At 67.7% G+C, this 24,170-nt stretch carries 17 protein-coding genes and 1 pseudogene; 8 read left to right on the top strand and 10 right to left on the bottom strand.

Annotation, left to right across the window (positions count from 1 at the left end; genetic code table 11):
- Positions 1 to 68: 68 nt before the first annotated feature.
- The 3 genes from ACGFI6_RS35500 to ACGFI6_RS35490 are packed head-to-tail and all read right to left on the bottom strand — an operon-like array spanning position 69 to position 3,902.
- On the bottom strand, positions 69 to 1,103 hold the full coding sequence (locus ACGFI6_RS35500; RefSeq protein WP_393126550.1) for a LacI family DNA-binding transcriptional regulator: 1,035 nt from the start codon (positions 1,101 to 1,103) through the stop codon (positions 69 to 71).
- Positions 1,104 to 1,128: 25 nt separating this feature from the next.
- Positions 1,129 to 2,055 (bottom strand): FAD-dependent oxidoreductase, encoded by a 927-nt coding sequence (locus ACGFI6_RS35495; RefSeq protein ID WP_393126548.1) that lies wholly within the window; start codon positions 2,053 to 2,055, stop codon positions 1,129 to 1,131.
- Positions 2,052 to 3,902 carry an FAD-dependent oxidoreductase gene (locus ACGFI6_RS35490; protein WP_393126989.1) on the bottom strand — a complete coding sequence of 617 codons (1,851 nt, stop codon included), beginning with the start codon at positions 3,900 to 3,902 and terminating at the stop codon, positions 2,052 to 2,054. Before ACGFI6_RS35490 ends, ACGFI6_RS35495 begins: the two co-directional genes overlap by 4 nt.
- Positions 3,903 to 4,060: 158 nt before the next feature.
- On the opposite strand from ACGFI6_RS35490, the gene ACGFI6_RS35485 reads away from it, so the two are divergent.
- From ACGFI6_RS35485 to ACGFI6_RS35455, 7 genes and pseudogenes are all read left to right on the top strand, one after another.
- The gene (locus ACGFI6_RS35485) at positions 4,061 to 4,993 is read left to right on the top strand and encodes an ABC transporter permease (RefSeq protein ID WP_393126546.1); all 933 of its coding nucleotides are present in this window, start codon (positions 4,061 to 4,063) and stop codon (positions 4,991 to 4,993) included.
- Positions 4,990 to 5,883, top strand: a complete 894-nt coding sequence (locus ACGFI6_RS35480) for a carbohydrate ABC transporter permease (RefSeq protein WP_393126544.1) — start codon at positions 4,990 to 4,992, stop codon at positions 5,881 to 5,883. The genes ACGFI6_RS35485 and ACGFI6_RS35480 overlap by 4 nt, the downstream gene beginning before the upstream one ends.
- 37 nt (positions 5,884 to 5,920) lie before the next feature.
- Positions 5,921 to 7,549: an extracellular solute-binding protein gene (locus tag ACGFI6_RS35475; RefSeq protein ID WP_393126542.1), complete on the top strand. Its 1,629-nt coding sequence runs from the start codon at positions 5,921 to 5,923 to the stop codon at positions 7,547 to 7,549.
- Between the two features lie 153 nt (positions 7,550 to 7,702).
- On the top strand, positions 7,703 to 13,639 hold the full coding sequence (locus tag ACGFI6_RS35470; protein WP_393126540.1) for a glycoside hydrolase domain-containing protein: 5,937 nt from the start codon (positions 7,703 to 7,705) through the stop codon (positions 13,637 to 13,639).
- Positions 13,640 to 13,724: 85 nt separating this feature from the next.
- Positions 13,725 to 14,564 carry an SAM-dependent methyltransferase gene (locus ACGFI6_RS35465; RefSeq protein WP_393126538.1) on the top strand — a complete coding sequence of 280 codons (840 nt, stop codon included), beginning with the start codon at positions 13,725 to 13,727 and terminating at the stop codon, positions 14,562 to 14,564.
- A gap of 90 nt (positions 14,565 to 14,654) precedes the next feature.
- Positions 14,655 to 14,813 (top strand): annotated as a pseudogene (locus ACGFI6_RS35460) (hypothetical protein); the annotation flags it as partial.
- A 70-nt stretch (positions 14,814 to 14,883) separates the two neighbouring features.
- Positions 14,884 to 15,081, top strand: a complete 198-nt coding sequence (locus ACGFI6_RS35455) for a hypothetical protein (RefSeq protein WP_393126536.1) — start codon at positions 14,884 to 14,886, stop codon at positions 15,079 to 15,081.
- On the opposite strand, the gene ACGFI6_RS35450 is transcribed toward ACGFI6_RS35455, so the two are convergent.
- Both ACGFI6_RS35450 and ACGFI6_RS35445 read right to left on the bottom strand, forming a co-directional pair.
- Positions 15,074 to 15,892, bottom strand: a complete 819-nt coding sequence (locus ACGFI6_RS35450; RefSeq protein WP_393126534.1) for an aldo/keto reductase — start codon at positions 15,890 to 15,892, stop codon at positions 15,074 to 15,076. The two genes, ACGFI6_RS35455 and ACGFI6_RS35450, sit on opposite strands and share 8 nt — an antisense overlap.
- Before the next feature lie 21 nt (positions 15,893 to 15,913).
- On the bottom strand, positions 15,914 to 16,726 hold the full coding sequence (locus ACGFI6_RS35445) for an AraC family transcriptional regulator (RefSeq protein ID WP_393126532.1): 813 nt from the start codon (positions 16,724 to 16,726) through the stop codon (positions 15,914 to 15,916).
- 85 nt (positions 16,727 to 16,811) lie between these two features.
- On the opposite strand from ACGFI6_RS35445, the gene ACGFI6_RS35440 reads away from it, so the two are divergent.
- Positions 16,812 to 17,579 carry a phytanoyl-CoA dioxygenase family protein gene (locus ACGFI6_RS35440; RefSeq protein WP_393126530.1) on the top strand — a complete coding sequence of 256 codons (768 nt, stop codon included), beginning with the start codon at positions 16,812 to 16,814 and terminating at the stop codon, positions 17,577 to 17,579.
- Between the two features lie 3 nt (positions 17,580 to 17,582).
- Here the strand turns inward: ACGFI6_RS35440 and ACGFI6_RS35435 are convergent, their stop codons facing one another.
- The 5 genes from ACGFI6_RS35435 to ACGFI6_RS35415 all read right to left on the bottom strand — a co-directional run bounded on the left by ACGFI6_RS35435 (position 17,583) and on the right by ACGFI6_RS35415 (position 24,149).
- Positions 17,583 to 19,451: an ABC transporter ATP-binding protein gene (locus ACGFI6_RS35435; RefSeq protein WP_393126528.1), complete on the bottom strand. Its 1,869-nt coding sequence runs from the start codon at positions 19,449 to 19,451 to the stop codon at positions 17,583 to 17,585.
- Positions 19,452 to 19,454: 3 nt separating this feature from the next.
- Positions 19,455 to 20,372 (bottom strand): ABC transporter permease, encoded by a 918-nt coding sequence (locus tag ACGFI6_RS35430; RefSeq protein WP_393126526.1) that lies wholly within the window; start codon positions 20,370 to 20,372, stop codon positions 19,455 to 19,457.
- Positions 20,369 to 21,358, bottom strand: coding sequence for an ABC transporter permease (locus ACGFI6_RS35425; RefSeq protein WP_393126524.1), 990 nt, complete (start codon positions 21,356 to 21,358; stop codon positions 20,369 to 20,371). Before ACGFI6_RS35425 ends, ACGFI6_RS35430 begins: the two co-directional genes overlap by 4 nt.
- Before the next feature lie 4 nt (positions 21,359 to 21,362).
- Positions 21,363 to 23,099, bottom strand: a complete 1,737-nt coding sequence (locus ACGFI6_RS35420) for an ABC transporter substrate-binding protein (protein WP_393126523.1) — start codon at positions 23,097 to 23,099, stop codon at positions 21,363 to 21,365.
- Between the two features lie 63 nt (positions 23,100 to 23,162).
- Positions 23,163 to 24,149: a LacI family DNA-binding transcriptional regulator gene (locus tag ACGFI6_RS35415; RefSeq protein WP_393126521.1), complete on the bottom strand. Its 987-nt coding sequence runs from the start codon at positions 24,147 to 24,149 to the stop codon at positions 23,163 to 23,165.
- Between the last annotated feature and the right edge of the window lie 21 nt (positions 24,150 to 24,170).

Raw genomic sequence — 24,170 nt, 5'->3', positions numbered from 1 at the left:
CCGCGCATCCACACCCCCACGAACAAAACCCCGAACAACCTCAACCGGCACCTCCCACAAACCAGGATTCATTCGTCTTGGTCCAGGAGGCTTGGGCCGATTCTTTTGGTGGTGGCTCGGTCGGCTAGTTGTGGGGGTGGGGTGGTGATGGTGTGGGAGGTGGGGTGGTCGCCGCGGCGGAGGCGTTCGAACAGCTCGACGCCTTGGTAGCCGAGGTCGAAGAGGGACTGGTTCACTGCCGTGATCGCCGGGCGGAGGAGGGCGGCGGCCGGGTAGTCCAGGTAGGCCACGAGTGACAGGTCGTCGGGGACCCGTAGGCCGGCATCTACGACGGCGGCCAGGACACCGGTCGCCGTGGTCACGTTGTTGATGATCAAGGCTGACGGCAGATCTCCGGCGTCGAGGAAGCGCCGCATGGCCTCGTAGCTGGCGCGCGGCTCCTGGCTCCCGTACCGGATGTGCTTCTCCTCGAGAACCAGCCCGGCCCGGGCGAGCTCCTGCCTGACTCCCTCGATGCGGCGTAGCGTTCCCGGGTAGCTCGGCTCGCCGCCTAAGAACCCGATCCGTCGATGGCCCAGCGACAGCAGATGCCGGGCGGCGAGCCCGGTGCCGTTGCGTTCGTCGAGCCCGATCCACGGGAGGTCGTCGGTCTCGGAGACGTCGAGCAGTACGACCGGCAGCCGCCCGTTCGCGAACGCACGCACCAGTTCCCCGCTCAGCGTCGACGAGTGCCTGATCAGCGTGCCGTCGACCTGGCCGTGACCGATCAGCCGATCGAGCAGCTTGCTGCCGGAGACGAGCTGCCCCGCATCCCCGAGCATCACCAGGTAGCCGTGCTTCTCGGCGCCGGCGTACACGCCGTCGAGGAGCCCTTCGAAGATCGGGTCGCTGATCCGCGGAATCAGTACGGCGAGCACGTTGGTCCGCGAGTACTTGAGGCTGCGCGCGGAGTGATTCGGTACGTATCCGAGCTCCTCGATCAGAGCCTGGACACGCTGTCTCGTCGTAGCACTCACCCGGACGTGCGGGCTGTCGTTGACGACCGCCGAGACCAGCGACGCCGAGACGCCCGCTCGCTCGGCGATCTCCTTGAGCGTCACCACGCGACGACGCAGCTGCTGGTGGCGGTCATGACAGAACGTCCGCAACCGCGCGTCGGCCCTGGTCCAGCAGGGCCTCCGCGATCGGATGGTCCTGGAGTGCGACCGGCTCGGGAGCAGACCATAGACCGGCCCAAGTGAGACCTGCAACTGGGCTGCCACCCGTCGGCAGGCGGAACGCTGGGATCTCGATCGGCTCCTCAGCAGTGTGGATGAGACGCAGCGGAGCCTCTGGACTCAGGTCGAGCAGCAGGTCGCCCAGATCATCCGCGCGAAGCGGCCCGGGCCGCGCAGAGGTCCCGGCAAGTGCGTAGTCGATCGAGATCCGCCACTCCCCCGGGTGGTACGTCGGCCGCACCTCGGCGGACAAGCGCGCCTCCCCACGGACGCCGAGATCGTACGTAGACGGGGAATGGGGCCATGGCGCCTCATCGGCAGCGAACAGGAAGCGTCGCGAGAGGCGCTGTTCCGTGAGGACGGCCTTCTGCACCAGTTGGCCCGCGATCCGTGCACGCCGTGAGGTGTCGACGACGTACGGCGCCTCGACGGACAGGTAGCCGCTCTGACTCGCGACCTGGATCCCGTCGATGCCCCCATCGTGATGGAGCGCGGCCACCGGCCAGACGTGGAACAGTACGTCGACGCCGGCCTCGCCGAGGATCTTGTCGAGCACGAGCGCCGCGTACGTCGGATCCAGCGCACCGTCGAACCACGCCGAGCCGTCCCGCAGACCGTCGAGGATCAGCCGGGCCGCCCGGGACCGGATCGCGAGGGCGACGAGATCCGCGAACATCACCCGGCCGCGGACGATCTCACGTCCCAGGGTGCCGGTCGGCTCGACGACGAGAACACGCAGGCCCGCATCGGCCGCCTGCAGAGCGGCGGCGAAGCCGGCAAGACCGCCGCCCGCCACCACGACGTCGTACTCGTCCGCGGAGGGCTCCAGGTTCGTCACGCGGCGAGTCCCTTCGCGACCTGCAATCGCTCCCGGAGTATTCGGGCGAACCGCCGGACGTAACCGCGCTCGTCCAGCTCGTACCGCGCGCGGACCGGCGCTCCGTCGGCGCCGATCAGGTCGAGGACGTACGACGCGGTCAGGTCGACGCTCCAGCGGATCGAAGTGTCGGCCGTGTGTGTCGGACCGGCCTCGCCCGAACCCTGCACCGTGAAGTCCTCGCCGATCCGCGGATCCCGCAGGATCGCGGCGATCGCCGCGGCGAGATCGCGGTGCTGCGTCTCGCCGAGCTGATCCGCGATCCCGATCAGGTAGTGGAGCAGATACAGGATGGTCGAGCTGGCCGGCTCGTCCGTCAGCCGTGTGATGGCCAGGTCGGCGACCGCGGCGTCGCCGAGCATCCGGAGCACGGTCAGCGCCGCGATCCATCGCGGCTCGGCCAGACCGAGCTCGGGCCCCGGCCGCCCCTCGTCCCTGCGGGCGACGATCTCGGCGAGGTACGGGACCGCATGCCGATCGCCGAGCAGGCCGAGGCACAAGGCCGGCGCACAGGACGTGGTGGTCTCGAGAAGCTGACGAAGCCTGCCGGCTGCGGCGTCGCCGTACTGCAGCAACCACCAGATCGCGATCGACTCGTCCGCCGTGCCGAGCAGGCCGATGAGTGCGTCGAGATCGGGCGCGGCCGTCGCGTGCCGAAGCGCGCCGGCAAACGTCCACGGGCGGGCGGTGTGGTCGAGCTCGTCGCGATCGAGTACACCCCGGTCGACGAGCCGCTCCTGCAACCGGCCGACATCGATCCGGCGCGGCGCGGTCCGCTCCGCGACGGCGCGCGCGGCGGCGACCCCGGCCACCTCACCGAGCTTGTGCATGTCGCGCTGCATCCGGACGGCCGCTCCGCTGTCCTGATCCTGCGACAAGGCGCGGCAGCCGATCAGGAGCCCGTCGATCCCCTGCGGCAGCAGGCAACGGTACGGGATGCCGCAGCCGAGGCGGAGCATCCGCAGCCCGAGGATCGCGATCCAGACCTGCGTCACGTCGCTCTCGTTGGCGAGGTCGCGGGCGTGCGTGTCGTGGTGCGAGACGCAACGCATGACGACGTCGCCGAAGTGCCGGTCGGCCACCAGATCGGCCTGCGTGAGCCGGTAGTCGCCGACGATCCGGCGGCCCTCGCGGATGCCGATCCGCGGCCCGAGGGTCAGGTAGTGCGTGCTCGCCGGGTTGCGGCCGTGCCAGGCGGTCCGGCGGCCGAGACGATAGGCCCTCGACACGTCGCGCGGATCGGTCGGGTCGACCCAGCCGGAGTCGAAGTTCGAGAAGCTCAGGAAACCCTTCTCGTCGACGAACCTGGGGACGAGCGAGAACGTGTTCGTGGCACCGTCCCAGGCCCGGCCGAGCTCGAAGCGGGCGCCGGCCAGGGCGGCGACGTCACCGTCCCCGGTGCAGTCGACGGTCACCGCCGCCTCGATCCGCACGGTCTCGTCGTCGGTCTCGACCACGACGCCGGTAACACGGCCGGCCACCAGCTCCACCTCGGCGACGACCGCCGACGTCACAACCGTCACGGAATGCTCCGCGAGCAACTCGGTCACCACCTGGAGTTTCGACGCCGGGTGATATCCGTGCGCACGATTCAGGACGTCCGGCACCGCCCGCGCGGCGCGATCGATCTCCATTTGCAGACCGGCCGGTGACCCGAAGTAGTAGAAATGCACGCCGGTACTGATGCCGACGCCGCCGATCGACTCGTCGAGCTCGACGAGGACCACCTGCGCGCCCTCCTGGGCCGCCGCGATCGCCGCCGTCATCCCCGAGGTGCCGCCGCCAACGACGGCCACGTCGGTCCGCATCGTCCTCACGCTGATCTCCACTCCCAGGGGGTTCGGCGTCGTCTCCGGGTCCTCACTCTAGGGACCGGGAAGGCATTGATGCAACCTTACATCTCTGCTACCTTCGCCACGCGCGACGGTGCGAACCGGCCTCCAGCGAGGGCTCGAAGGAGAGATCTGTGACCAAGAAATGGCCGCGCAGAATGGGCCTCCGGGCGCGGTGGCGCCGGGACAAAGTCCTGTTGCTGCTCGGTTTACCGGGCATCGGCATCGTGCTGTTGTTTCATTATCTGCCGCTGCTCGGAAATGCCATTGCATTCCAGGACTATCAGCCGTTCCTCGGCTTCACCCGGAGCCCGTGGGTCGGCCTGGACAATTTCCGCGTGGTGACCAGCGGCGACCCGGCGTTCGTGGCCGCGCTGCTGAACACGCTGATCATCACGCTGATCCAGGTGCTCTTCGTCTTTCCGGTGCCGATCGTGCTGGCGCTGCTGCTCAACTCGATGCTGGGTGAGCGGGTGAAGCGGCTCGCGCAGTCGATCCTCTACCTGCCGCACTTCCTGTCCTGGGTGATCGTGGTCGCGCTGTTCCAGCAGATGCTCGGAAGTACCGGCATGGTCAACACGCACCTGCGGTCGATCGGCCTCGGGACCTTCTCGATCATCGGTGTCCCCGAGTTGTTCAAGATTCTGATCACCTCGCAGGTGATCTGGAAGGACACCGGCTGGGGCACGATCATCTTCCTGGCGGCGCTGTCGCGGGTCGATCCGCTGCTCTACGAGGCCGCCGCGATCGACGGCGCGTCCGCACTCCGCCGGATGTGGCACGTCACGCTGCCGGCGATTCGCGGGGTGATCGTTCTGCTGCTGATCCTGCGGCTCGGCGACGCGCTGACGGTGGGCTTCGAGCAGATCATCCTGCAGCAGGCGGCGGTCGGCGTCCCGGCCAGCGACGTACTCGACACATACGTCTACAACAACGGGATCCTCGGCGGGAACTGGGGTCAGGCGGCCGCCGTCGGCCTGGTCAAAGGGGTGATCGGGGTCGCGCTGGTCCTGGGAGCGAACCGGCTCGCCCACGTCTTCGGGGAGAGGGGCGTGTACTCGAAATGAGGAACGTCCTCCCGGTCTGGGCCGGCCGGCCGAACCCGTTGTTCGTCTCCGCCCGCGCCGTCGTCCTGGCGATCGCCTGCGCTGCTGTCGTCGTGCCGTTCGTCGCGATCCTCTCGACGAGCATCTCCACCCAGGAGGGCATCACGCACTCCGGCGGGTTCGTACTGATCCCGTCGCACATCTCCTTCTCGGCGTACCAGGCGGTGCTGTCCGGCGGCGTGGTCACGAAGGCGCTGGCCGTGAGCATCGGCATCACCGCGGTCGGCACCAGCCTCAGCCTGGCCGCCACCGTCGGGCTGGCCTACTCGCTCAGCCGGCCTGGCAGTCTCGGGCACAAGCCGATGCTGCTGCTGACGCTGTTCACGCTGCTGTTCAACCCGGGCATGATCCCGATGTACCTGCTCGTCAAGCAGTTGGGGCTGATCGACTCGTACGCGTCACTGATCCTGCCGGTCCTGATCAACGCGTTCAACGTCATCGTGATGCGCTCCTTCTTCCTCGAGATTCCGCAGGAACTGGTCGAGAGCGCCCGGATCGACGGCGCCGGCGAGCTCCGGATCCTCGGCAACATCATGCTGCCGCTGGCCCGTGCCGTGATCGCGGTCATCGGGCTGTTCTACGCGGTCAGCTACTGGAACTCCTTCTTCTCCGCACTGCTGTACATGAACTCGACCGACAAGTGGCCGATGCAGCTGGTGCTGCGAACGTTCATCGTGAACGAGACCCCGATCGGCACCGAGGTCGCGGCGAGCGGCGCCGACGTGATGCCGCCACAACTCTCGATCCAGATGGCGATCCTCGTACTGTCGATCGTCCCGATTCTCCTGGTCTATCCCTTCCTGCAGAAGCATTTTGCGAAGGGCCTCATGATCGGCGCAGTCAAGGGTTGATGCGGCGCGACTGCCCGCATCCTGTGAAAGGACACTCATGGCAACCACCATCGATCGTCGCCGGTTCCTGCAACTCGCGGGGGCAGCAGGGCTGGCCGGCGCCGGGGCGACAGCGCTCAGCAGCTGTTCGTCCACTCCCGCCGCTTCGACGGGCGGCAGCGCGCCCTCGGTCGAGCTGCCGGCGTACGTCGACAACGGGGTCGTCACGCCGAACCTCGTCGGCGACACCCGGCACGGTGCACTCTCCGGCTACCTCCAGTACCCGGCGTCCCCCAAGGCGCTCTACCCCGAGCCCGTGCTCCAGGGCGAGAAGGTGTCGGTGCTGACGTACAGCTTCGACCCGGTCGCGCCCAAGCTCGGCGACAACGCGATCTGGCAGCAGATCAACCAGCGCATCGGTGCCCAGATCGACATCGCGTACACCCCGTTCGCCGACTACCCGAATCGGTTCGCGACCACGATCGCCGGCGGCTCGATCCCCGACATCGTCACGGTGCGCTCGCCCCAGCAGCAGATGCCGGCGTTGCTGCGGGCAACCTTCAGCGACCTGACCGGGCGGCTCAGCGGGGACGCGGTGAAGAAGTACCCGAACCTGGCCGGCCTGCCGACACCGTCCTGGCAGGAGACCGTCTTCGAGAACGCGATCTGGGGCGTCCCCGTACCCCGCTCGCTGGTCGGCAACGTGCTCTACGTCCGCGGTGATCTGATCAAGAAGGCCGGCGGTACGACGACGCCGGCCAACTACGCCGAGTTCGTCGAGACCGCGGAGCTGCTCACCGACGAACGCAAGGCTCGCTGGGCCTCCGGTGATGTGATCGGGTTCTTCGCCTTCGTGCTCGGGATGAACCGGATCCCCGGCACCTGGGTCGTCGACGGCGGGACGTTCAAGAGCGCCTACGAGCTGCCCGAGTACGAGCAGGCGCTGACGGACATGCGGGATCTGGTGAAGCGCGGGATCTTCCATCCGGACGCGGCCGCCTCGGTCAACACGCAGCGCAACGAGTGGTTCCTGAACGGTACGAGCTCGATGGTGCTGGCCAGCTACGGCGGCTGGAGCAAGTTCGCCACCTGGGGCGCGGCGGTGGACGGTTTCGAGCTTGCGGGCATGATCCCGCCCGGACGCAACGGCGGCCAGGGCAGCCATCAGCGGAGCAAGCCGGTCGACGCCTTCGCCGCGATCGCCAAGCAGAAGGACGACAGCCGGGTCGACCGGCTGCTGCAGGTGCTCAACTGGCTGTGCGCCCCGTTCGGATCCCGCGAGTACCTCGAACGGACCTACGGAATCGCCGGTCAGACGTACACCCTCAAGGGGACCGACCCGATCCTGAACAGCAAGGGCACGAACCAGGCACTCGTCCCGTTCGAGTACCTGGCCGGCTCCCCCGTCGCGCTCTACCAGCCGGGCGAGCCGGCATCCGTACGGGCCCGCTTCGACTACCAGACCGCCGCGCTGAAGCTGATCACGCCGGACCCGACCTCGGGCCTGTACTCGCCACTGGACTCGTCCAAGGGCGCCGCGCTCGCCAAGCCACTGGCCGACCTCTCGACCGAGATCTTCTTCGGCCGGCAGCCGGTGTCGGCCTGGAAGAACGCGGTCCGGACCTGGAAGAACGGCGGCGGCGACGCGATCGCGGCCGAGTACGGGACCGCGAACGGACAGCGCTGAGCTCGGCCGCACGGGTTTTGGAGGAACTCTGCATTAACAGGGGTGGATGGTCTGGCGCGGGTGGGCGCGGGGCACTTAATGTGCTGTGGTCTCGGCCGGCCCGCCCGTTGGAGTGACATGTCTCGCGTGCGCTTTGCAGGATCCGTTCGACCCGTGGTGGCGCTGCTGGTGGTGGCGATGCTGGCTGTGGCCGGCATCGCCGCGGTCGGTGAACCGTCCGCGGCCGCCAAGGCGCTCGGTGGCCCGGGTCTGACGTCGTTGGTGGACCCCTTCGTCTCCACGTCGGGTGACCACGGCAACGACCTGCCGGGCGCGCAGGCGCCGAACAGCCTGGTCAAAGTCAATCCGATGACTTCGCCAGGACGGAGTCACTCCGGGTACGACTACGCGCAGTCCAGCATCAACGGGTTCACGCAGACCAACCTCGACGGTGTTGGCGGTTCGGGCGCCGGCGGCGACCTGCTGGTGGTGCCGACGTCGGTCGCGTACGAGGCGCGTCCGAGCGCAGCCTCGTACGCACATCCGTTCAGTCATGACGACGAGCACGCCTCCCCCGGCTACTACCAGGTCGGTCTCGGTGCCATCGCCGGCCAGGACGGCGCCGTCACCCATCCGGGCGGGAAGATCGCCGCCGAGGTCACGGCCACGACCCGTACGGCAATGCACCGGTACACGTTCCCGGCCGGCCAGACGCCGTCGCTGGTCCTCGACCTGGGGAACAACTTCACCCAGCGGATCGCCTCCGACCTCACGACGACACCGCTCGCCGATGGCCGGGTGGCGCTGAGCGGATCGTTCACCGGCTTCTTCAACGGTGCGACGTACAAACTGTTCTACTACGCGGAGACCGAGCAGAAGGTCGTCAAGCAGCAGACCTGGGCCGACGGCACAACTCTCGGCGACGTCGCGTCCCGCAGCGGCCGCGACACCGGTGCCGTACTGACGTTCGCCGACGACGCCCGGACCGTCGGGCTGCGGATCACGCTGTCGCCGATCAGCAGTGCGCAGGCCAAGATCGATCAGGGCGCCGAACTGGGCGGCAAGACCTTCGACCAGGTACGTCAGGGCACCGAGCAGGCCTGGAACAAGGTGCTGCAGCGGGTGAACATCACCGCCTCCGACCGCAGCGACCCGACCGGCGACCTGCGCAAGCTCTTCTACACGCACCTGTACCGGATGTTCGCGCTGCCCATCAACGCGACAAGCACGTCGGGAACGTACCGCGGCGTGGACGGCTCGGTGCACAAGGTCGACGACTACACGTACTACGACGGCTGGTCGTCGTGGGACGATTTCCGCAAGTACTCCGTGATCGCCTACGTCGCGCCGGATCTCTACAAGGACATCATCCAGTCGCTGATCACGCGCATGGCCGACCAGGCGACCACCGGCAGCTCGGACGTCTTCGCCCCGACGCAAGGCGTGCCGAACGTCCGGTACGAGCGCTCCGCCGTGATCGTCGCGGACGCACTCTCCAAGGGCTACACCGGCTTCTCACGTCTCACGCAGGCGTATCCCGTACTGCGCGACCTCACCGGCTACTACTCGGGGCAGCAGCTGCGGCAGGGGTTCATCCCGGATCGTCCGGGCGACATGGTGCAGCGCGGCTACGACCAGTGGGCGCTCGCGATCATCGCCGATGCCGTTGGCCGTACCAATGATGCTTCAACGCTCCGCAAGCAGGCCCTGCTGCCGGTCGCGAACCAGTACAAGCCCGGCGCGTGGACGGCTCCGGACGGTACGAAGGTCGCTGTGCTGAACCCGCGCAACAGCAGCGGGGACTGGACGGACGTCGACTACGAGAAGTTCGAGAGCTCCAACCTTTACCAGGGCACGCTGTGGCAGTACAACTGGTACCCGGCGTACGACATGGCCGGATTGATCAAGGCCACCGGCGGTCAGCACGCGGCCGAGCAGGCGCTGCGGCACCTGTTCGGCGAAGACGACCCGGACAACGGGCACGCGATGCTGCACTCGAACGCGAACGAGATCGACCTACAGGCGCCGTACCTGTTCAACTACGTCAACGAGCCGGCGCTGACCCAGAAGTGGGTCCGGTCGATCTACACCAAGCAGACCTGGAACCGCTATATCGCCACCGGGCAGACCGACGGGAACAAGCCGCCGTCGGGCGGCGGTGAGTTCACGCCGCCGGTCAAGACCAACGTCTACCAGCTCGCGCCCGAGGGCTTCCTGCCCACGATGGACAACGACGCGGGCACCATGTCGACGATGTTCGTCGCCGCCGCGCTCGGCCTGTTCCCGGTCACCGCAGGCTCGTCGCAGTACCAGATCGGTACGCCGTTCTTCGACTCGGCGACGATCTCGTACCCGACCGGCCGGAACTTCACCGTCTCGGCCGCGAACGTCTCAGCCGACAACTTCTACGTCCAGAACGCCAAGCTGAACGGTCGTGGGTTCGGCAACACCTGGATCGACTTCTCGACCATCACCAGCGGCGGATCCCTCGACTTCTCGATGGACGCGGCCCCGAGCACGTGGGGCAACCACTCCGCTCCGGCGTACTCGCTGAGCAATCCCACGACGGACAAACCGCAGACGTACCAGGTGACCGCTGACCACACGACCGTCGCGGCGGCGGCGGACGGCAACCTGAACGCCGGCGTGCAACTGACGTTCGACCACCGGGTCAAACTCGCCGCCCGGGTGGGTACCGACCTGCTCAGGCAAGGAAGTGCACGCGTCGTCGGTCTTCCGAGTGGCGTCAGCGCGTCCATCACTGTGGACGGCGCATCGGCCGTGAAGCTCAGACTCACCGGCAAGGTGAGCGCCGAGGCACAGGCCTGGGTCGAGTTCACCGACGCCGCCTTCCGCGGCGGCGTGAAGGTACGGCAGCTCTCCGGTCAAGGAGTGTCCGCGACCTCGCCGATCACGGTGTCGGTCGCGGCCGCCGATCGCGCCGCGCTGCAGAACCTCGTGAACGAAGCGCTGCTCGAACGGCAGGGCAACTACTCGGTGACCTCGTACCGCGCATTCACCGCCGCGCTCGCCCGTGCTCAGGCGGCCCTGGACTCCACCGCGTCCGGCGCTGACCTGCGGGCGGCGAAGGAGTACCTGCAAAGCAGTGCCGAGGCCTTGACACTCAACGAAGGCGGCTACCGGGTTCTGCAGGGCGAGCAGTCCGACGAGTGGTCGGGCCCTCCGCTGAACAACCAGGCGTACCTGTCCGCCGGCAACCTCGGCGGTGTGACGGACGGGTCCTGGATCCGGTACCTCGACCTCGACTTCACCGGCACGGCTCCGAAGTACCTCCTGGTGCGTTACGCCAGCTACCGCGATCCTGGGACCGCGCCCGCCCGTCTGCAGGTGCACGCCGGCGACCAGTCGGGCCCGGTGGTCGGCACCGCTGATCTGCCGGGCACGGGCGACTGGGGCAACTACCAGACGATCGTCGTCGACCTCACCAACGCGCAAGCGCTCGTCGACGCGAAGGCGGTCAGCCTGACCTTCAGTACGCCGCCCGGTGAGGAATGGGTGTCGAACTTCGACTGGTTCCAGTTCACCCAGTCGCTGCAGTCGGATCCCAATGCCCCGTACGTCCTCGAGGCCGAGACGTGGAAGTCCAGCAGCGGTGAGCCGCTCAAGGTCGAGAACTCCAACTGGAACGACGGACCGGTCGTCGATGTCGGCGGCACCTCCGACGGTGCCTGGATCGACTACGGCACAGTCGACTTCGGCGCCACCGGCCGGAACCAGGTGAGCGTCCATTACGCGGGCAACTCCGGTCGCGTCGGGAGCAACCCACGTCTGGACTTCTACCTGGACGCCGCCGACCCCGCCCAGCCGGGCGACCCGATCGCGACCGTCGCGCTGCCGGCCACTGCCGCCAACTGGAACACCGCCGGGGAGGGCACCGCGACGATCGCAACACCTGTCACGGGCAGCCACCGCCTGTCGGTGGTCATGCGCGCCGGCACCAGCGCCTCGTTGCCGTACGTCGCGAATCTCGACAAGTACACGTTCAGCACCGCGCAGCCTCCGGCGACTGTCGACAAGTCGAAGCTGGAGCAGGCGATCGGCACTGCCACTCCGTACTTGTCCGATCTCGGGAGGTACCTGCTGATCGACGCAGCCGTGTTCCAGCGCGAGTACACCGCGGCGAAGGCTTTGCTCGCGGCGGATTCGGCCACCCAGAGCCAGGTCGACGCGCAGACGCGAAGCTTGCTGCTGGCAACCAGTCAGCTCGTACCGAAGGTCCGTCGGCAGCTGGAGAGCCTGGTCGCCGACGCGCAGTCGCGCACGAACCAGCGCTACACCGACACGTCCTGGCAGGCCCTGCAGCAGTCGATCGTCCAGGCTCAGCAGGTGCTGGCCGACAAGACCGCGACCGATGCCAAACTGTCGGAGGAGTCGCAGCGGCTGCAGGCCGCGATCGACGGTCTGCGGACGAAGGCGAAGACGGCGCCGTCCGTTCCGCTCAACGTGTCAGCCGGTGGCCAGGACTCCGCGCTCACCGTGCGGTGGCTGACGCCGGCCGACGACGGCGGCAGCGCCATCATCGGGTACGTCGTACGCCTGGCCGACGGTCACCAGCTCCGCGTCGACGATCCGACGCAACACGTGGCCACGTTCAGCTGGCTCAAACCCGGCAACTCGTACGTCGCGGCGGTGAGTGCGATCAACGCGATCGGTACGTCACCCGCATCGCCGTGGACCGCGCCGTACACCGCGGCAACCTCGCCGGTCGCCGCGGCCGCCTCGACCGGGGCCACCGCGGCGAATCTGTCGGACAGCTTCCCGTCAGACTCCTGGCCGACCGACCACTACCTCAACGATCTGCTCGGCGAGTTCCCCGGACTGCCCGCCGGCGTCAAGGGACCGAACACCAAGGTCGACCGCGACCAGGTCGTCGCGACCAACGACAAGGTGGCGCTGTCGATCAACAACTCCGCGACCACGGCCGAGATGAACCGGGCCCAGACCGACGCCGACCACTCGATCCGCGAGACCGGAACCGATGCGTTGGGCTCGCGGCTCGGCCCGATCTACGCCCAGGCGCTCGCGGCCGGAGAGCTGCCGCAGACCAAGGCCGTCCTCGACCGGGTCGGGCAGACCATCCCCGGAGCGGACGCCGCCAAGGGCATCTGGCCGTACGACCGGCCGTTCGTCCGGCTCGGCCTGGTCAGTCAGGGCGGCCTGATCATGGACTCGCCCGCGGGCGGTTACGACGGCTACCTCACCAGTCCGTCGTTCCCGAGCGGTCATACGTACGGCGGATACGTCGAAGGCACCACGCTCGCGACCCTGCTGCCGGAGCTGGCGCCGACGATCCTCGCCCGGTCCTCGGAGTACGGCAACAACCGCATCGTCCTCGGCTTCCACTACCCGCTCGACGTGATGGGCGGCCGGATGATCGCACAGTCGGTGGTGGCGCACCGCTGGGCGGACCCGGCCTTCGAGCCGGCCCTGGAACTCGCCCACAAGGAGCTCGAGTCGGTGCTGGCGACCAAGTGCGAGGCGGCCGGATTCACCACGGTCAAGCTGTGTGCCGGGGATCCGTACGCCGGTCTGACCGACAGCGCTGCCACGCAGCTGTACAGCTACCGCCTCGACTACGGCTTCCCGCGGTCGGGTCCGGCAGGACAGGCTGAAGTCGTACCGGCCGAGGCGGCCGAGCTGCTCACCAGCACGTTCCCCGAGCTGACGGACGAGCAGCGGACGCAGATCCTGCAGCAGACCTCGATCGACTCGGGCACCGGTCTCGACCAGAGCGACGCCGGCTGGATGCGTCTCAACCTGTCGAAGGCGATGACGGCGACGTACCGGCTGAACAGCGACGGCACGGTGGCGGTCACCAACTACGACGACGCCACCGCGCGCAGCGTCGCCACGCTGAGGCAAATCACGGTGAACGGCAAGCCGATCGACGGCTTCGATCCCGCCACCAGGACCTACATGGTCGACTCGCGGCCCAGGGCACGGATCAGCGGCGTACCGACGATCCCGGGCGCACGGACGAAGGTCAGCACACCGCCCGGCAGCGACCGCACGACGATCACGGTCACGTCCACCAACGGCAGAACCACCACCAAGTACGTCGTCCAGCTCCATGGCCGTTCCGGGCGATAGGGTCGGGCTGCCGGTGTTACGGACGGTTGTGTACCGGCTACGATGACTCGAGCAGGTCGAACCCGCAGTACGGATTGGGATTTTCATGACTGAATCGCAGGACGCCGACCGGGGGATGTACAAGCAGTTGAACCTGGACCGGCCGCACCCTGCCCGGGTGTACGACTACTTCCTCGGTGGCAAGGACAACTTCGAGGTCGACCGGCAGGCCGCCGAGCACCTGCTGCAGGCCTTCCCGGGCTTCCGGACCGCCGCGTTGTCGAACCGGATGTGGATGCACCGCGCCGCCAAGTTCGCCGCGAACCAGGGCATCACGCAGTTCCTCGACATCGGCACCGGGATCCCCACCGAGCCGAACCTGCACGAGGTCGTCCAGGAGATCATCCCGTCGGCCCACGTCGTGTACGCGGACAACGACCCGATCGTGCTCGCGCACTCGCGCGCGCTGCTGGTCAGCAAGCCCGAGGGCCGCACGACGTACCTCGAGGCCGACGTCACCGACCCGCAGGCGATCCTCGGGTCCGACGAGGTCGCGGAGCTGATCGACTTCAGCAAGCCGGTCGCGCTCAGCATCGTCGGCGTCTTCCACTACCTCCCGGACCACCTCGAGCCGTACGACCTGGTCCGCCAGCTCGTCGAGCCGCTCGCGCCCGGTTCGCTGCTGATCTTCTCGCACTGCACACCGGACTTCGCGCCGGAGCTGTGGGAGCGGGCGATGGTCGTGTACCAGGCCGACGGCGGCGAGGCCCAGGTGCGCAGCAAGGAAGAGGTCACCCGCTTCTTCGACGGCACCGAACTGGTCGAGCCCGGCGTCGTCTCACCGTTCCGCTGGCACCCCGACGACGAGACCCAGCAGTACGTCGACAGCGGCGAGTTCACCGACATCATGTGCAGCCTCTGGGTCGGAGTCGGCCGCAAATTCTGACCGTGGGCGGTGTCGGATGCGGGCCGGCGTCTTCGTTGCAGGGGTGAGAGACCGCCGACCGAGGCGGTCTCCCGACCGAGGAGACACAAGATGCCGCGCGCATTGGACAAGGTTCACCGCCTGTTCGAACTGATCGAACCGATCGCCACGGTCACCTTCTCGGAGGTGTGCACCGAGGCGTTCCTGGCGATCGGCATGCGCAACTACTGGGACGGCTACTTCGCCGGCCGGGCCGCGCCGCTCGGGCTCGCGCCGGCCGAAGCCGGCCGCTGTACGCCGGGCTCCGCGCGCTGGCCGTACCGGAAGAGCCCTCTGGCATGTGACGACCATGCTGCGCGAGTACCGCGGCGACGGCCACAACGCAATCCTGGTCGCCCACGGCATCGGCGGCACCGAGGCCCACGTGATGCTCGCTGTCTCGGCTGGAATGCGGCCGGAGGAGTTCGGGCGCATCCACCACCTGCCCAAGGCGCAGCTGAGCGCCGGCCTCGAGCCGATCGCCGCCGCCATCAATTGAGCTTCAAGTGCGCTAGGTCGGCGGCGTATGCGGACTGGAGGTCGTTGTCCCAGGGGTCTGACTCGGCGGCGAAGGAGTCGAGGACGGTGGTGGGGCGGGTTGCGCCTGAGACGACGGACAGGACGGGTGACGACTCGAGCAGGGCGCGGAGTTGCAGGCGTTGGAGCGAGAGTCCTCGGGCGGCGGCGATCGCGGTCAGCTGGGGTGCTGCCGCGGAGTGACGCAGCGGTGAGTACGCGAAGAACGGCACGTTATGGGCCTCGCACCATGCCAGTACGGCGGCTGATTCGCGGCCCATCGCGCTGTGCTGGTTCTGCACCGCGTCGATCTGGGTGACCGAGGCGGCGCGGTCGAGTTCGGCGACGGTGACGTTCGACAGGCCGATTCGAGCCACCTTCCCCGCGTCCCGCAGCGAGGCCAGCGCGGCGACGCCTTCCTCCACCGGCTGTTCGGCCAGGTCGACCCGGTGCAGGTAGTAGAGGTCCAACTGCTCACGACCGAACGCCCGCAGGCTCGTGTCGACATCGGCGCGAATCCGGTCCGCGCTGATGTCCGCGTCCCAGGTGTTCTCACTGGTTCGCGAGTGACCGCCCTTGGTGCCGACCAGGACGCCGGAGCCGAGGGCAGCCTCGGCCGCCAGCTCCTCTCCGTACGTCTGCACATCGACGCGGGTGTACGCACGCGCGGTGTCGAGAATCGCAACGCCGGCGGCGATACCGTCCCGAATCGTCGCGAGATCGACGCTCCGATCACGCGGCGCGAAAGACATGGCTGCCACACCGAGCGCGACCCGGCCTACGAGAGCTGTCACAGGTTCGCAGTCTAGCCAGGGTCAGGACGGCGGTTCGCTGCCTGTCCGGTAGCCGGTCGGAGACACCCCGTACCGGCTGCGGAACCGGCGGGACAGGTGGAACTCGTCGGAGAAACCGATCCGGCGGGCGATCTCGCGGCAGGTCAGATTGGTTGCCCGCAGCAAGGTTGCGGCCGCCTCGAGCCGCCGGTCGTTGCGGTACGCCAACGGCGACCTGCCGAACCGGTCCCGGAACACCCGCCGGAACCGGTCGTACTCGAGATCGAGCCGGGTCGCCACGTCGCGCATCTCCAGCCGGGCCGGCAGGTCCTCGCTGAGCAGCCGCGCGGCGCGATCCCAGCGCGCCGTCTCGTCGTCGACGGGCGGAGCCAACGCGCTGGAGAGCCAACCCGCCAACGCCCAGATCTGCTGCTCGGCTCCCGAGCGCGGTGGTGCGCCGCGGAGCAGCAGCGCCAGATCGGCCGGCCGAACGCCACGTGGCAGCGGTCGCGGGCCCGACCACGTCAGCCGACCGGTCTGGCGCAACACGTCGAAGGCGGGCCCTTCGACCACGACGAACCATTCGCTCCAGCGCTCGCCGGGATGGGTGCCGTACCAATGCCGCTCACCGGGCAGCACCACGGTCAGCGAAGGCGCGACGATCGGCTCCGTGCGCCGATCGGCGTGCCGGTAGAAGCCGGTGCCGGCCGTGACCAGTGAGATCACCGTTCCCGGCAGCGAATGCAGCGGTCCCGGCACGAGCGGTTCGGCATCGGAGACCTCCCCGGCCAGCAGCACTCTGCCGAACGGGGTCGGGTCCTGGTCCGACATCGTGATCCGCTGAAAGCCGGCCATGAGCTCCAGCCTAAGTGCCAGAACGTGCATCGGACAGCCATTGGGAGCATTCCGGGGGCGCTGATGGTTTGCCAGAGTGATCATCATGACGCAAACGGAGAAGACTCAGCTGGTCAGCGACGAGCAGGTCGGCCAGTACGCCGCCGAAGGGTACTTCGTGCTGGAGAACGTGATCGGCCCCGAGGACCTGGAACTGCTGCGCAGTGCCGCGCAGTTCTCCATGGATCGCCTCGACGCCGCCATGGATGAGGCCGGCGCCGACCGGATCGGCATCAACGCGAAGGGCAAGCGGTACTTCAGCAACATGGTCTACCAGCAGCGCCCCGAGCTCCGGAGCTTCATCTTCGGCCCGATCATGGAGCAGATCTGCCGCCGCGTGCTCGGCGAGAACGCGTACCTGTTCTGGGAGCAGTACGTGATCAAGGCCGGCGATCCCGACACCACGTTCGCGTGGCATCAGGATTCGGGGTACGTCCACGAGAACCACCAGCCGTACCTGACCTGCTGGATCGCTCTCGACGACGTGACCGAGGAGAACGGGTCCGTCTACCTGCTCCCGTACAGCCGCTCCGGCATCAAGTCCTACATCAAGCACGTCCCGATCGAGACCGGTGACCGAATCTGCTACTTCGGCTCCGATCCCGGGATGCCGGTGATCGTGCCGGCCGGGTCGATCGTCTGCTTCTCCAGTACGGTGATCCACCGCAGCGGGGCGAACCTGACCGACAAGCTGCGCCGGGTCTACCTGCTGCAGTACTCCCCCGAGGTGATCATGAACGGTGACGGGACGGCGCCGCACGGCTCGTTCGAGCCGTTCCTCGTCGATGGCACCGTCACCGCCGACCGTTCCTGACCCTCAACTGCGCTCTTCGGCGAACGGGTTCGGGATCGCGTCGAGCAGCAGCCGGGTGTACTCGTCCTTGGGCGCGCGGATCACGTCGAGCGAGGGCCCTTGTTCGACCACTTTGCCCTCGTTGAGGACCACGACCTCGTCGCAGAGCATCCGGGCGCTGAGCAGGTCGTGGGTGATGTAGAGGATCCCGACGTTCTGCTCCTGCACGAGCTTGTCGAACAGTTCAAGCACCTCGGCCCGGATCGACACGTCGAGGCTGGAGATCGGCTCGTCGGCGACGATCAGCTCGGGTTCGACCGCCAGCGCGCGAGCGATCACGACTCGTTGCCGCTGGCCCCCGGACAGCTCGTGCGGGTAGCGATTGAGGAACCGCGCGCCCGGAGACAACGCGACGGTCTCCAGCAGCTCGATCATCCGTTCCCGCAGCTGCGCACCGCGCAGGTGCTGGAAGTTGATCAGCGGCCGGGCCAGCGCGGCGCCGAGCGTCTTCGTCGGGTTCAGCGCCGAGTACGGATCCTGGAACACCATCTGCACGCTGCCGCGATAGCTGCGCAGCCGGCGGCCCCGCATCCGCGCGACCACCTGATCACCGTCGGAGCCGTGGAACGTGATCCGGCCGGTGGTCGGCGCATCGACCCCGGTGATCATCCGGGCGATCGTCGACTTCCCGCTGCCGCTCTGCCCGACCAGGGCAGTCACACCGCGACGCCGCAGGAAAAAGTTCACGCCGCTCACCGCTTCGGTCCGGACAGCATGGAGCCCTTGCCGGCGGACGTACGTCTTGGACACGTCCTCGATGGTGACCAGCGGCTCGCTCGAGGTGGTCTCCACCGCCGACTTCACGAACTGCGGGCCCGCGAACGTACGGATCACCGGCCCGACCTCGATGCCCGCTCCGTTCTCGGCGGCACCGCGCTGGATCGCCGCGACGTGGCACGCCACCAGGCCGTGCCCGATGGCGGTCTGCGCGGGCTCGATCTCCGTACAGGTAGCGATCCGCTCCGGACACCGGGCCGCGAACGCGCATCCACTGGGCCGGTGCGCGAGATCCGGCGGCCGGCCGGGGACGTACGTGATGCGTACGGTCTCCGCACGAGGATCGCCGTACGAGCCCAGCAAACCCTTCGTGTACGGGTGCAGCGGGTCGCGGAGCAGCTCCCGGGTCGCCTGTTCCTCGGCGAGCTTGCCCGCGTACATGACCATGGTCCGATCGGACAGGTCGAGCACGGTGCCGAGGTCGTGGCTGATGAACAGCACCGCGAACCCGAGCTCGGCCTGCAGCCGCCGGACGTTCTCCAAGATGCTGTGCTGTACGACGACATCCAGCCCGGTCGTCGGCTCGTCCAGTACGATGAACCGCGGCCCGATCGCCAGCGCCAGCGCGAGATTGACCCGCTGCCGCATGCCGCCGGACAGCTCGTGCGGGAACGCGGTCATGAACTTCGGATCGATCAGGACCATCTCGAACAGCGTCTTGATCCGCTCGGTGATCTCCCGGCCGCGCAGCGACGTGTGGCACTGGATCACGTCGGCGAACTGCGCATCGACCCGCGTCACCGGGTTCAGCGAGTTCATGCTGCTCTGGAAGACCGTGGAGATGTCGCGCCAGCGGTACTGGCGCAACTCGTCCTGGCTCAGGGCGGTGATGTCGGTACCGTCGAAGACGATGGACCCGCCGCTGATCCGTCCCGGGCGTTCCAGCAACCGCAGTACGCCCATGCCGACCGTGGTCTTGCCCGACCCGGACTCGCCGATCAGACCGACGAACTCACCGTCGTCGATGCTGAAACTGAGGTGGCTGACCGCGTCGACGGCCGGCCGCTGCTTGGGTTCGTAGCTGATCGACAGGTCGCGTACTTCGAGGAGCGCCATGGCTCAGTCCTCCCTGAGGTGCGGATTGCTGAGCAGGTCGATGCCGAAGTTGATGAACGCCATCGACGTGATCAGGATGGCCAGTACCAGACCGGGGACGAACACCCAGGCGAACAGGCCCTGGGAGATCGCGCCGGCGGCGTCGGCCTGGTAGAGGATCGTTCCCCAGGACACCGAGTCGCTGCTGCCGAGTCCCAGCACCGCCAGGCCGGCCTCGGCGCCGATCGCACCGGTGGCCGCACCAACGAACGCGGCGGCGACCAGCGAGGTCATGTTCGGCAGGATCTCGGAGAAGATGATCCGCAGCGTGCCGTCGCCGGAGAACTTCGCCGCCGTGACGAAGTCCCGGTTCCGCAGCGTGATGATCTGCGCCCGCTTCGCTCGCGCGGAGCCCGCCCAGGACGTGATCGCGATGACGCCGACGATCAGCGGGATGCCGCGCGTACTGGAGTACGCGACCAGCGTGATGATCAACGGAAGCACCGGGATGACCAGCGCGGTGTTGGTGAGGAACGTCAGCACGTCGTCGACGACGGTTCCTTCCGCGTACCCGGAGACCAGCCCGATCACCAAGGCGATCGCGGTCGCCAGCAAGCCGCCGAGCAGCCCAACGATCAACGAGACCCGGCTGCCGTAGACCACCTGGGAGAACACGTCGACGCCGCCGACGTTGGTGCCGAGCAGGTGCTGCGCCGACGGCCCGGTCAACGGCGTGAACGAGCCGTCGGTCGGCGCGTACGGCGCGATCACCGGAGCCAGCAGCGCAACGAGTACATAGATCGCCACGACGACGATCCCGAACCGGGCCTTCTTGCTGCTCCACACAACGCGATACCAGCGGTCGACGACCTCGGCCGCCTGTTCCTCGGGCAACGCGGCGATCGACGTCCCGGGAAGGACTGGGTTTTGGGCACTGGTCATGCGGCTGCCCTCCTGGCGCGCGGATCGAGGATGCCGTACAGCAGGTCGGCGATCAGGTTGGCGACGAGCGTGACGACCGCGGTCAGCAACATCAGGCCCTGCAACAGCGGATAGTCCTTGATGCCGACCGCCTCCCCCATCAGCCGGCCGAGGCCGGGATAGTCGAACACGGTCTCCACCAGGATCGTGCCGCCCAGGACGCCGCCGAGCGCCAGGGCGAACCCGGCGACGCTCGGCAGCAGGGCGTTCCGGGCCGCGTAGCGCAGTGCGATCATCCGGTCCGGCAGGCCCTTGGCACGGGCCAGCCGGATGTAGTCCTCGCCGAGGTTCATGATCATCGTGTTCCGCATCCCGAGCACCCATCCGATCGGCGTCACGATCATCAGAGTCAGCGCGGGCAGGAACGCGTGCGAGAGCGCGTCGTACACGAACGCTCCGTTCCAGCCCGGCGTCGACGCCTGGTAGCCGCCGGCCGTCGGGAACCAGCCGAGCCCGTACCCCAGCCCGTAGATCAGCAGCAGCGCGATCCAGAACGGCTGCAGCGTCCCGACGAACGTGGAGATCACCGTCACCGACGTGTCGAACCGGCTGTTCCGCCGCCACGCAGCGAAGGCACCGAGCAGGACCCCGATGACGAACGACAGCACCTGCACGGTCCCGACCAGGATCACGGTCCACCAGAACGCCCCGCCGATCACATCGGTCACCGGGTACGGGAAGTAGGTGTACGAGACACCGAGGTTGCCGTGCAGCAGCTGCCCGAGATAGCTCCAGTACTGACCGAACAGCGAGCCCGACGGCGAGCCCAGCAGATCGCGCATGGCCTGCACCTGCGCGATGTTCAGCTGGGCGTTCTTGCCGGTGAGGTTCTGCACCATCAGCTCGGCCGGATCCCCCGGCTGCAGCCGGGGGATCATGAAGTTCAGCGTCACGACTGCCCACAAAGTGAGCACGAAGAAGCCGATCTTGCGCGCGAAGTAGCGCATCGGACTACTTCGACGTCGGTGCGGTCAGGTGCGTGATCCACACCAGCGGCTGGTCCTGCGGATTGGCGTACGGGTCCTCTGCGGACGGCCAGCCGACCGCGTGGTCGGTGCGGTAGATGGCCCGGGCCGGCGCGTACAGGATCGGCAGCACCGGGTAGTCGGTCATCATCGCGTTCACCAGTACGCCGACCTGCTCCTTGGCCGCCGCGTCGTCGGTCGCACCCGCGAGCGCGCCGATCGCCTTGTCGACCTCGGAGTTGCGGTAGCGCTCGGCGTTGCCCTTGATCGTGGTCTTGTTCGGGATCTCCGACGAGGCGACGGTGGCGCCCATGCCGTGCGCGTAGTCGCAGCCGGCGCCCATGTAGTTGATCATCAGCTGGAAGGTGCCGGCCTTGTTCTGCTGGTCGACGGCCTCCGGCGGCATCTTGTTCTCCTTGATGTCCAGCCCGAGCTTGCGGAAGTTGCTCGTGAACTGGTCGGCCATCGCCTCGTAATCGATCCAGCCGGCCTGTACGGAGAAGGTGATGCTGATCGGCGATCCGTCGGGGTTCTGCCGCATCCCGTTCGAGCCCTTCTTGTACCCGGCCGCGTCGAGCAGCTGGTTGGCCTTGGCCAGGTCGAACGGGATCACGGTGCTCTCGGCCGGGTACTTCGCCGGCAGCAGGTTCGCCTTCACGGGCAAGGACAGACCGGACTGGCTGGCAACCTTCATGAGGCCGTACGTCGCCTTGTCGGTCGCGCTCTGCTTGTCCATCCCGTGCGCGAGCGCCTCGCGGAACTTGACGTCGCTGAACGGCTTCTTGGTCAGGTTCGGCGCCAGCACGGTGAGGCCGTTCGGCGCGTACCAGACGTGGTTGGTCGTCGGGTCATCGGCGACGAACGCCTTCTCCGGGTTCGGAATCTCACCGGAGTAGAAGTCCAGCTCGCCGGTCTTCAGCTTCGCCGCCGCCTGATTGGCGTTGGTGCTGTAGTTGCCTTCGAGGACGAGCTTCTGGACCTTGATCTTGTCGGCCTGCCAGTAATCGGGCCGGCGGTCGAGCTCCAGCCGGCGTCCGTTGTAGCTCGCGATCTTGAACGGCCCGGTCGAGATCGGGTTCTTCGAGATGTACTTGGCCGGATCACCGACCGACGCGAACTCCTTCTCGGAGACGATCTTCTGGCCGATCAGGTACGTGAACTTGGTGGCCGCCGGTCCCTCGAAGTCGAACGTCACCTTGTCGCCGTCGGCCGTGACCGACTTGGCCTTGGCCCCGAACGTGTCGTTCCAGACGCCGGCCTGGTCGATCGCCGGGTACTTCTTGGTCAGATTGAAGGTGAAGGCGACGTCCTTCGCGGTGAACGGCGAGCCGTCGCTCCACTTCACGCCCTGCCGGATCGTCAGGACCAGCTTGGCCGGCCCCTCCCATTTGTAGCCGGTCGCCAGCCACGGCACGACCTTGCAGTCCAGCGAACTCTGTTGCATCAGCGGCTCGAACAACCAGGTGCGCACCGTCTGCTGCGGCGCGAACGGGTTGTAGTTGACCAGGCTCCCCATCGCGGCGTCGGACTCCGTCGCCAGCTTCAGCTCCGGGATCGTGTCCGCTGATCCACCCGCCGAATTCCCTTGCTGTGCTTGCTTCTCACCTGCGACGCGGCTGCCGGCACAGGCCGGCAACGCCAGCACTGCGGCCAGCGACGCCGCGATCAGAACCCCCCGCCATGACCGCTGCCCCCGTCGGATGCGGAACGAAGTACCTGTCATGACGACACCTCCGTGTGTCAGGTTGATACCTGCTTGGAATGCTGTGTCTGGAGCTGTTCCCGTTCAGATTCGGCAGCCGCAGCTGGCTCTCCGGACCAGCCGCGACGCAAGGACGGTCTCGGGCGCGACGTCCGCGCCGTTGATCAGATCGAGCAGCAGCCGCGTTGCTGTTGCTCCGAGCTCGGCCAGCGGCCGGGCGACTGTGGTGAGACCGGGACTCACCAGCGAACTCATCGGGACGTCGTCGACGCCGGTGATGACCAGATCGTCGGGCACTCGCAGCCCGCGTCCCAGAACCGCCATCATCAGACCGAGAGCGGTTTCGTCGTTGCCGCACACGGCACCGTCGTAACCACCGGCCAGTACGTCGGCGGCGGCCTGTACGCCGTGGGTCTGCTCGAGTCCGGTCGGGTAGTGCGCTCCCGGCCGGAGTCCGAGCTCGGTATGCGCGTCCACGAAGGCGTTCCAGCGATCGGTGAGGTCCGGCGAACCTTCGGAGTTGCCGACGAAGACCAGCTTCCGCAGCCCGTGATCGGCGAGCAGATGGCTGACCAACGACCGGAACGCCTGATGATCGGTGCGTACGACGACCGGTGCCGGATGCGGATCCGGTCCGATCATCACCACCGGATGACGAGCCGCCAACTCCTCGATCACCGCCTTCGGGACGGTGCCGCCGTGAATGGCCATCCCGTCGACGCGTCGCGCGACGTCGAGCAACTCCTGGGGCGCCTCGCGCCGGAGATGGGTGCCGATCACGTGCACACTCACCTGCCGCGGCACGGCGACGCTCTCGACGCCGTTGATCAGCTCGGCGAAGTACGGCCCGGACAGGCCCGGGAACACCACTGCCAATGCTCCGTGGCGCCGATTGGCCAGCGCCTCGCCGAGGTGGCTCGGCCGGTAGCCGTACTGCTCGATGGCGGCCTGGACCTTGGCCCGGGTCGTGGGTGAAACGCTCCCGATCCCGCGATACACACGCGACACGGTCGCAATGGAGACACCCGCCAGCTTGGCGATCTCGCGAACGCTCATGCGGTCGTCGTTCACTGCCGGACCTCCTTGCGGCCA

This window comes from Kribbella sp. NPDC048928 (assembly GCF_043197975.1).
Taxonomy (GTDB): Bacteria; Actinomycetota; Actinomycetes; order Propionibacteriales; family Kribbellaceae; genus Kribbella.
Note: the sequence above shows the minus strand (reverse complement) of the source record. Positions and strands in the feature narration are given on the sequence as shown.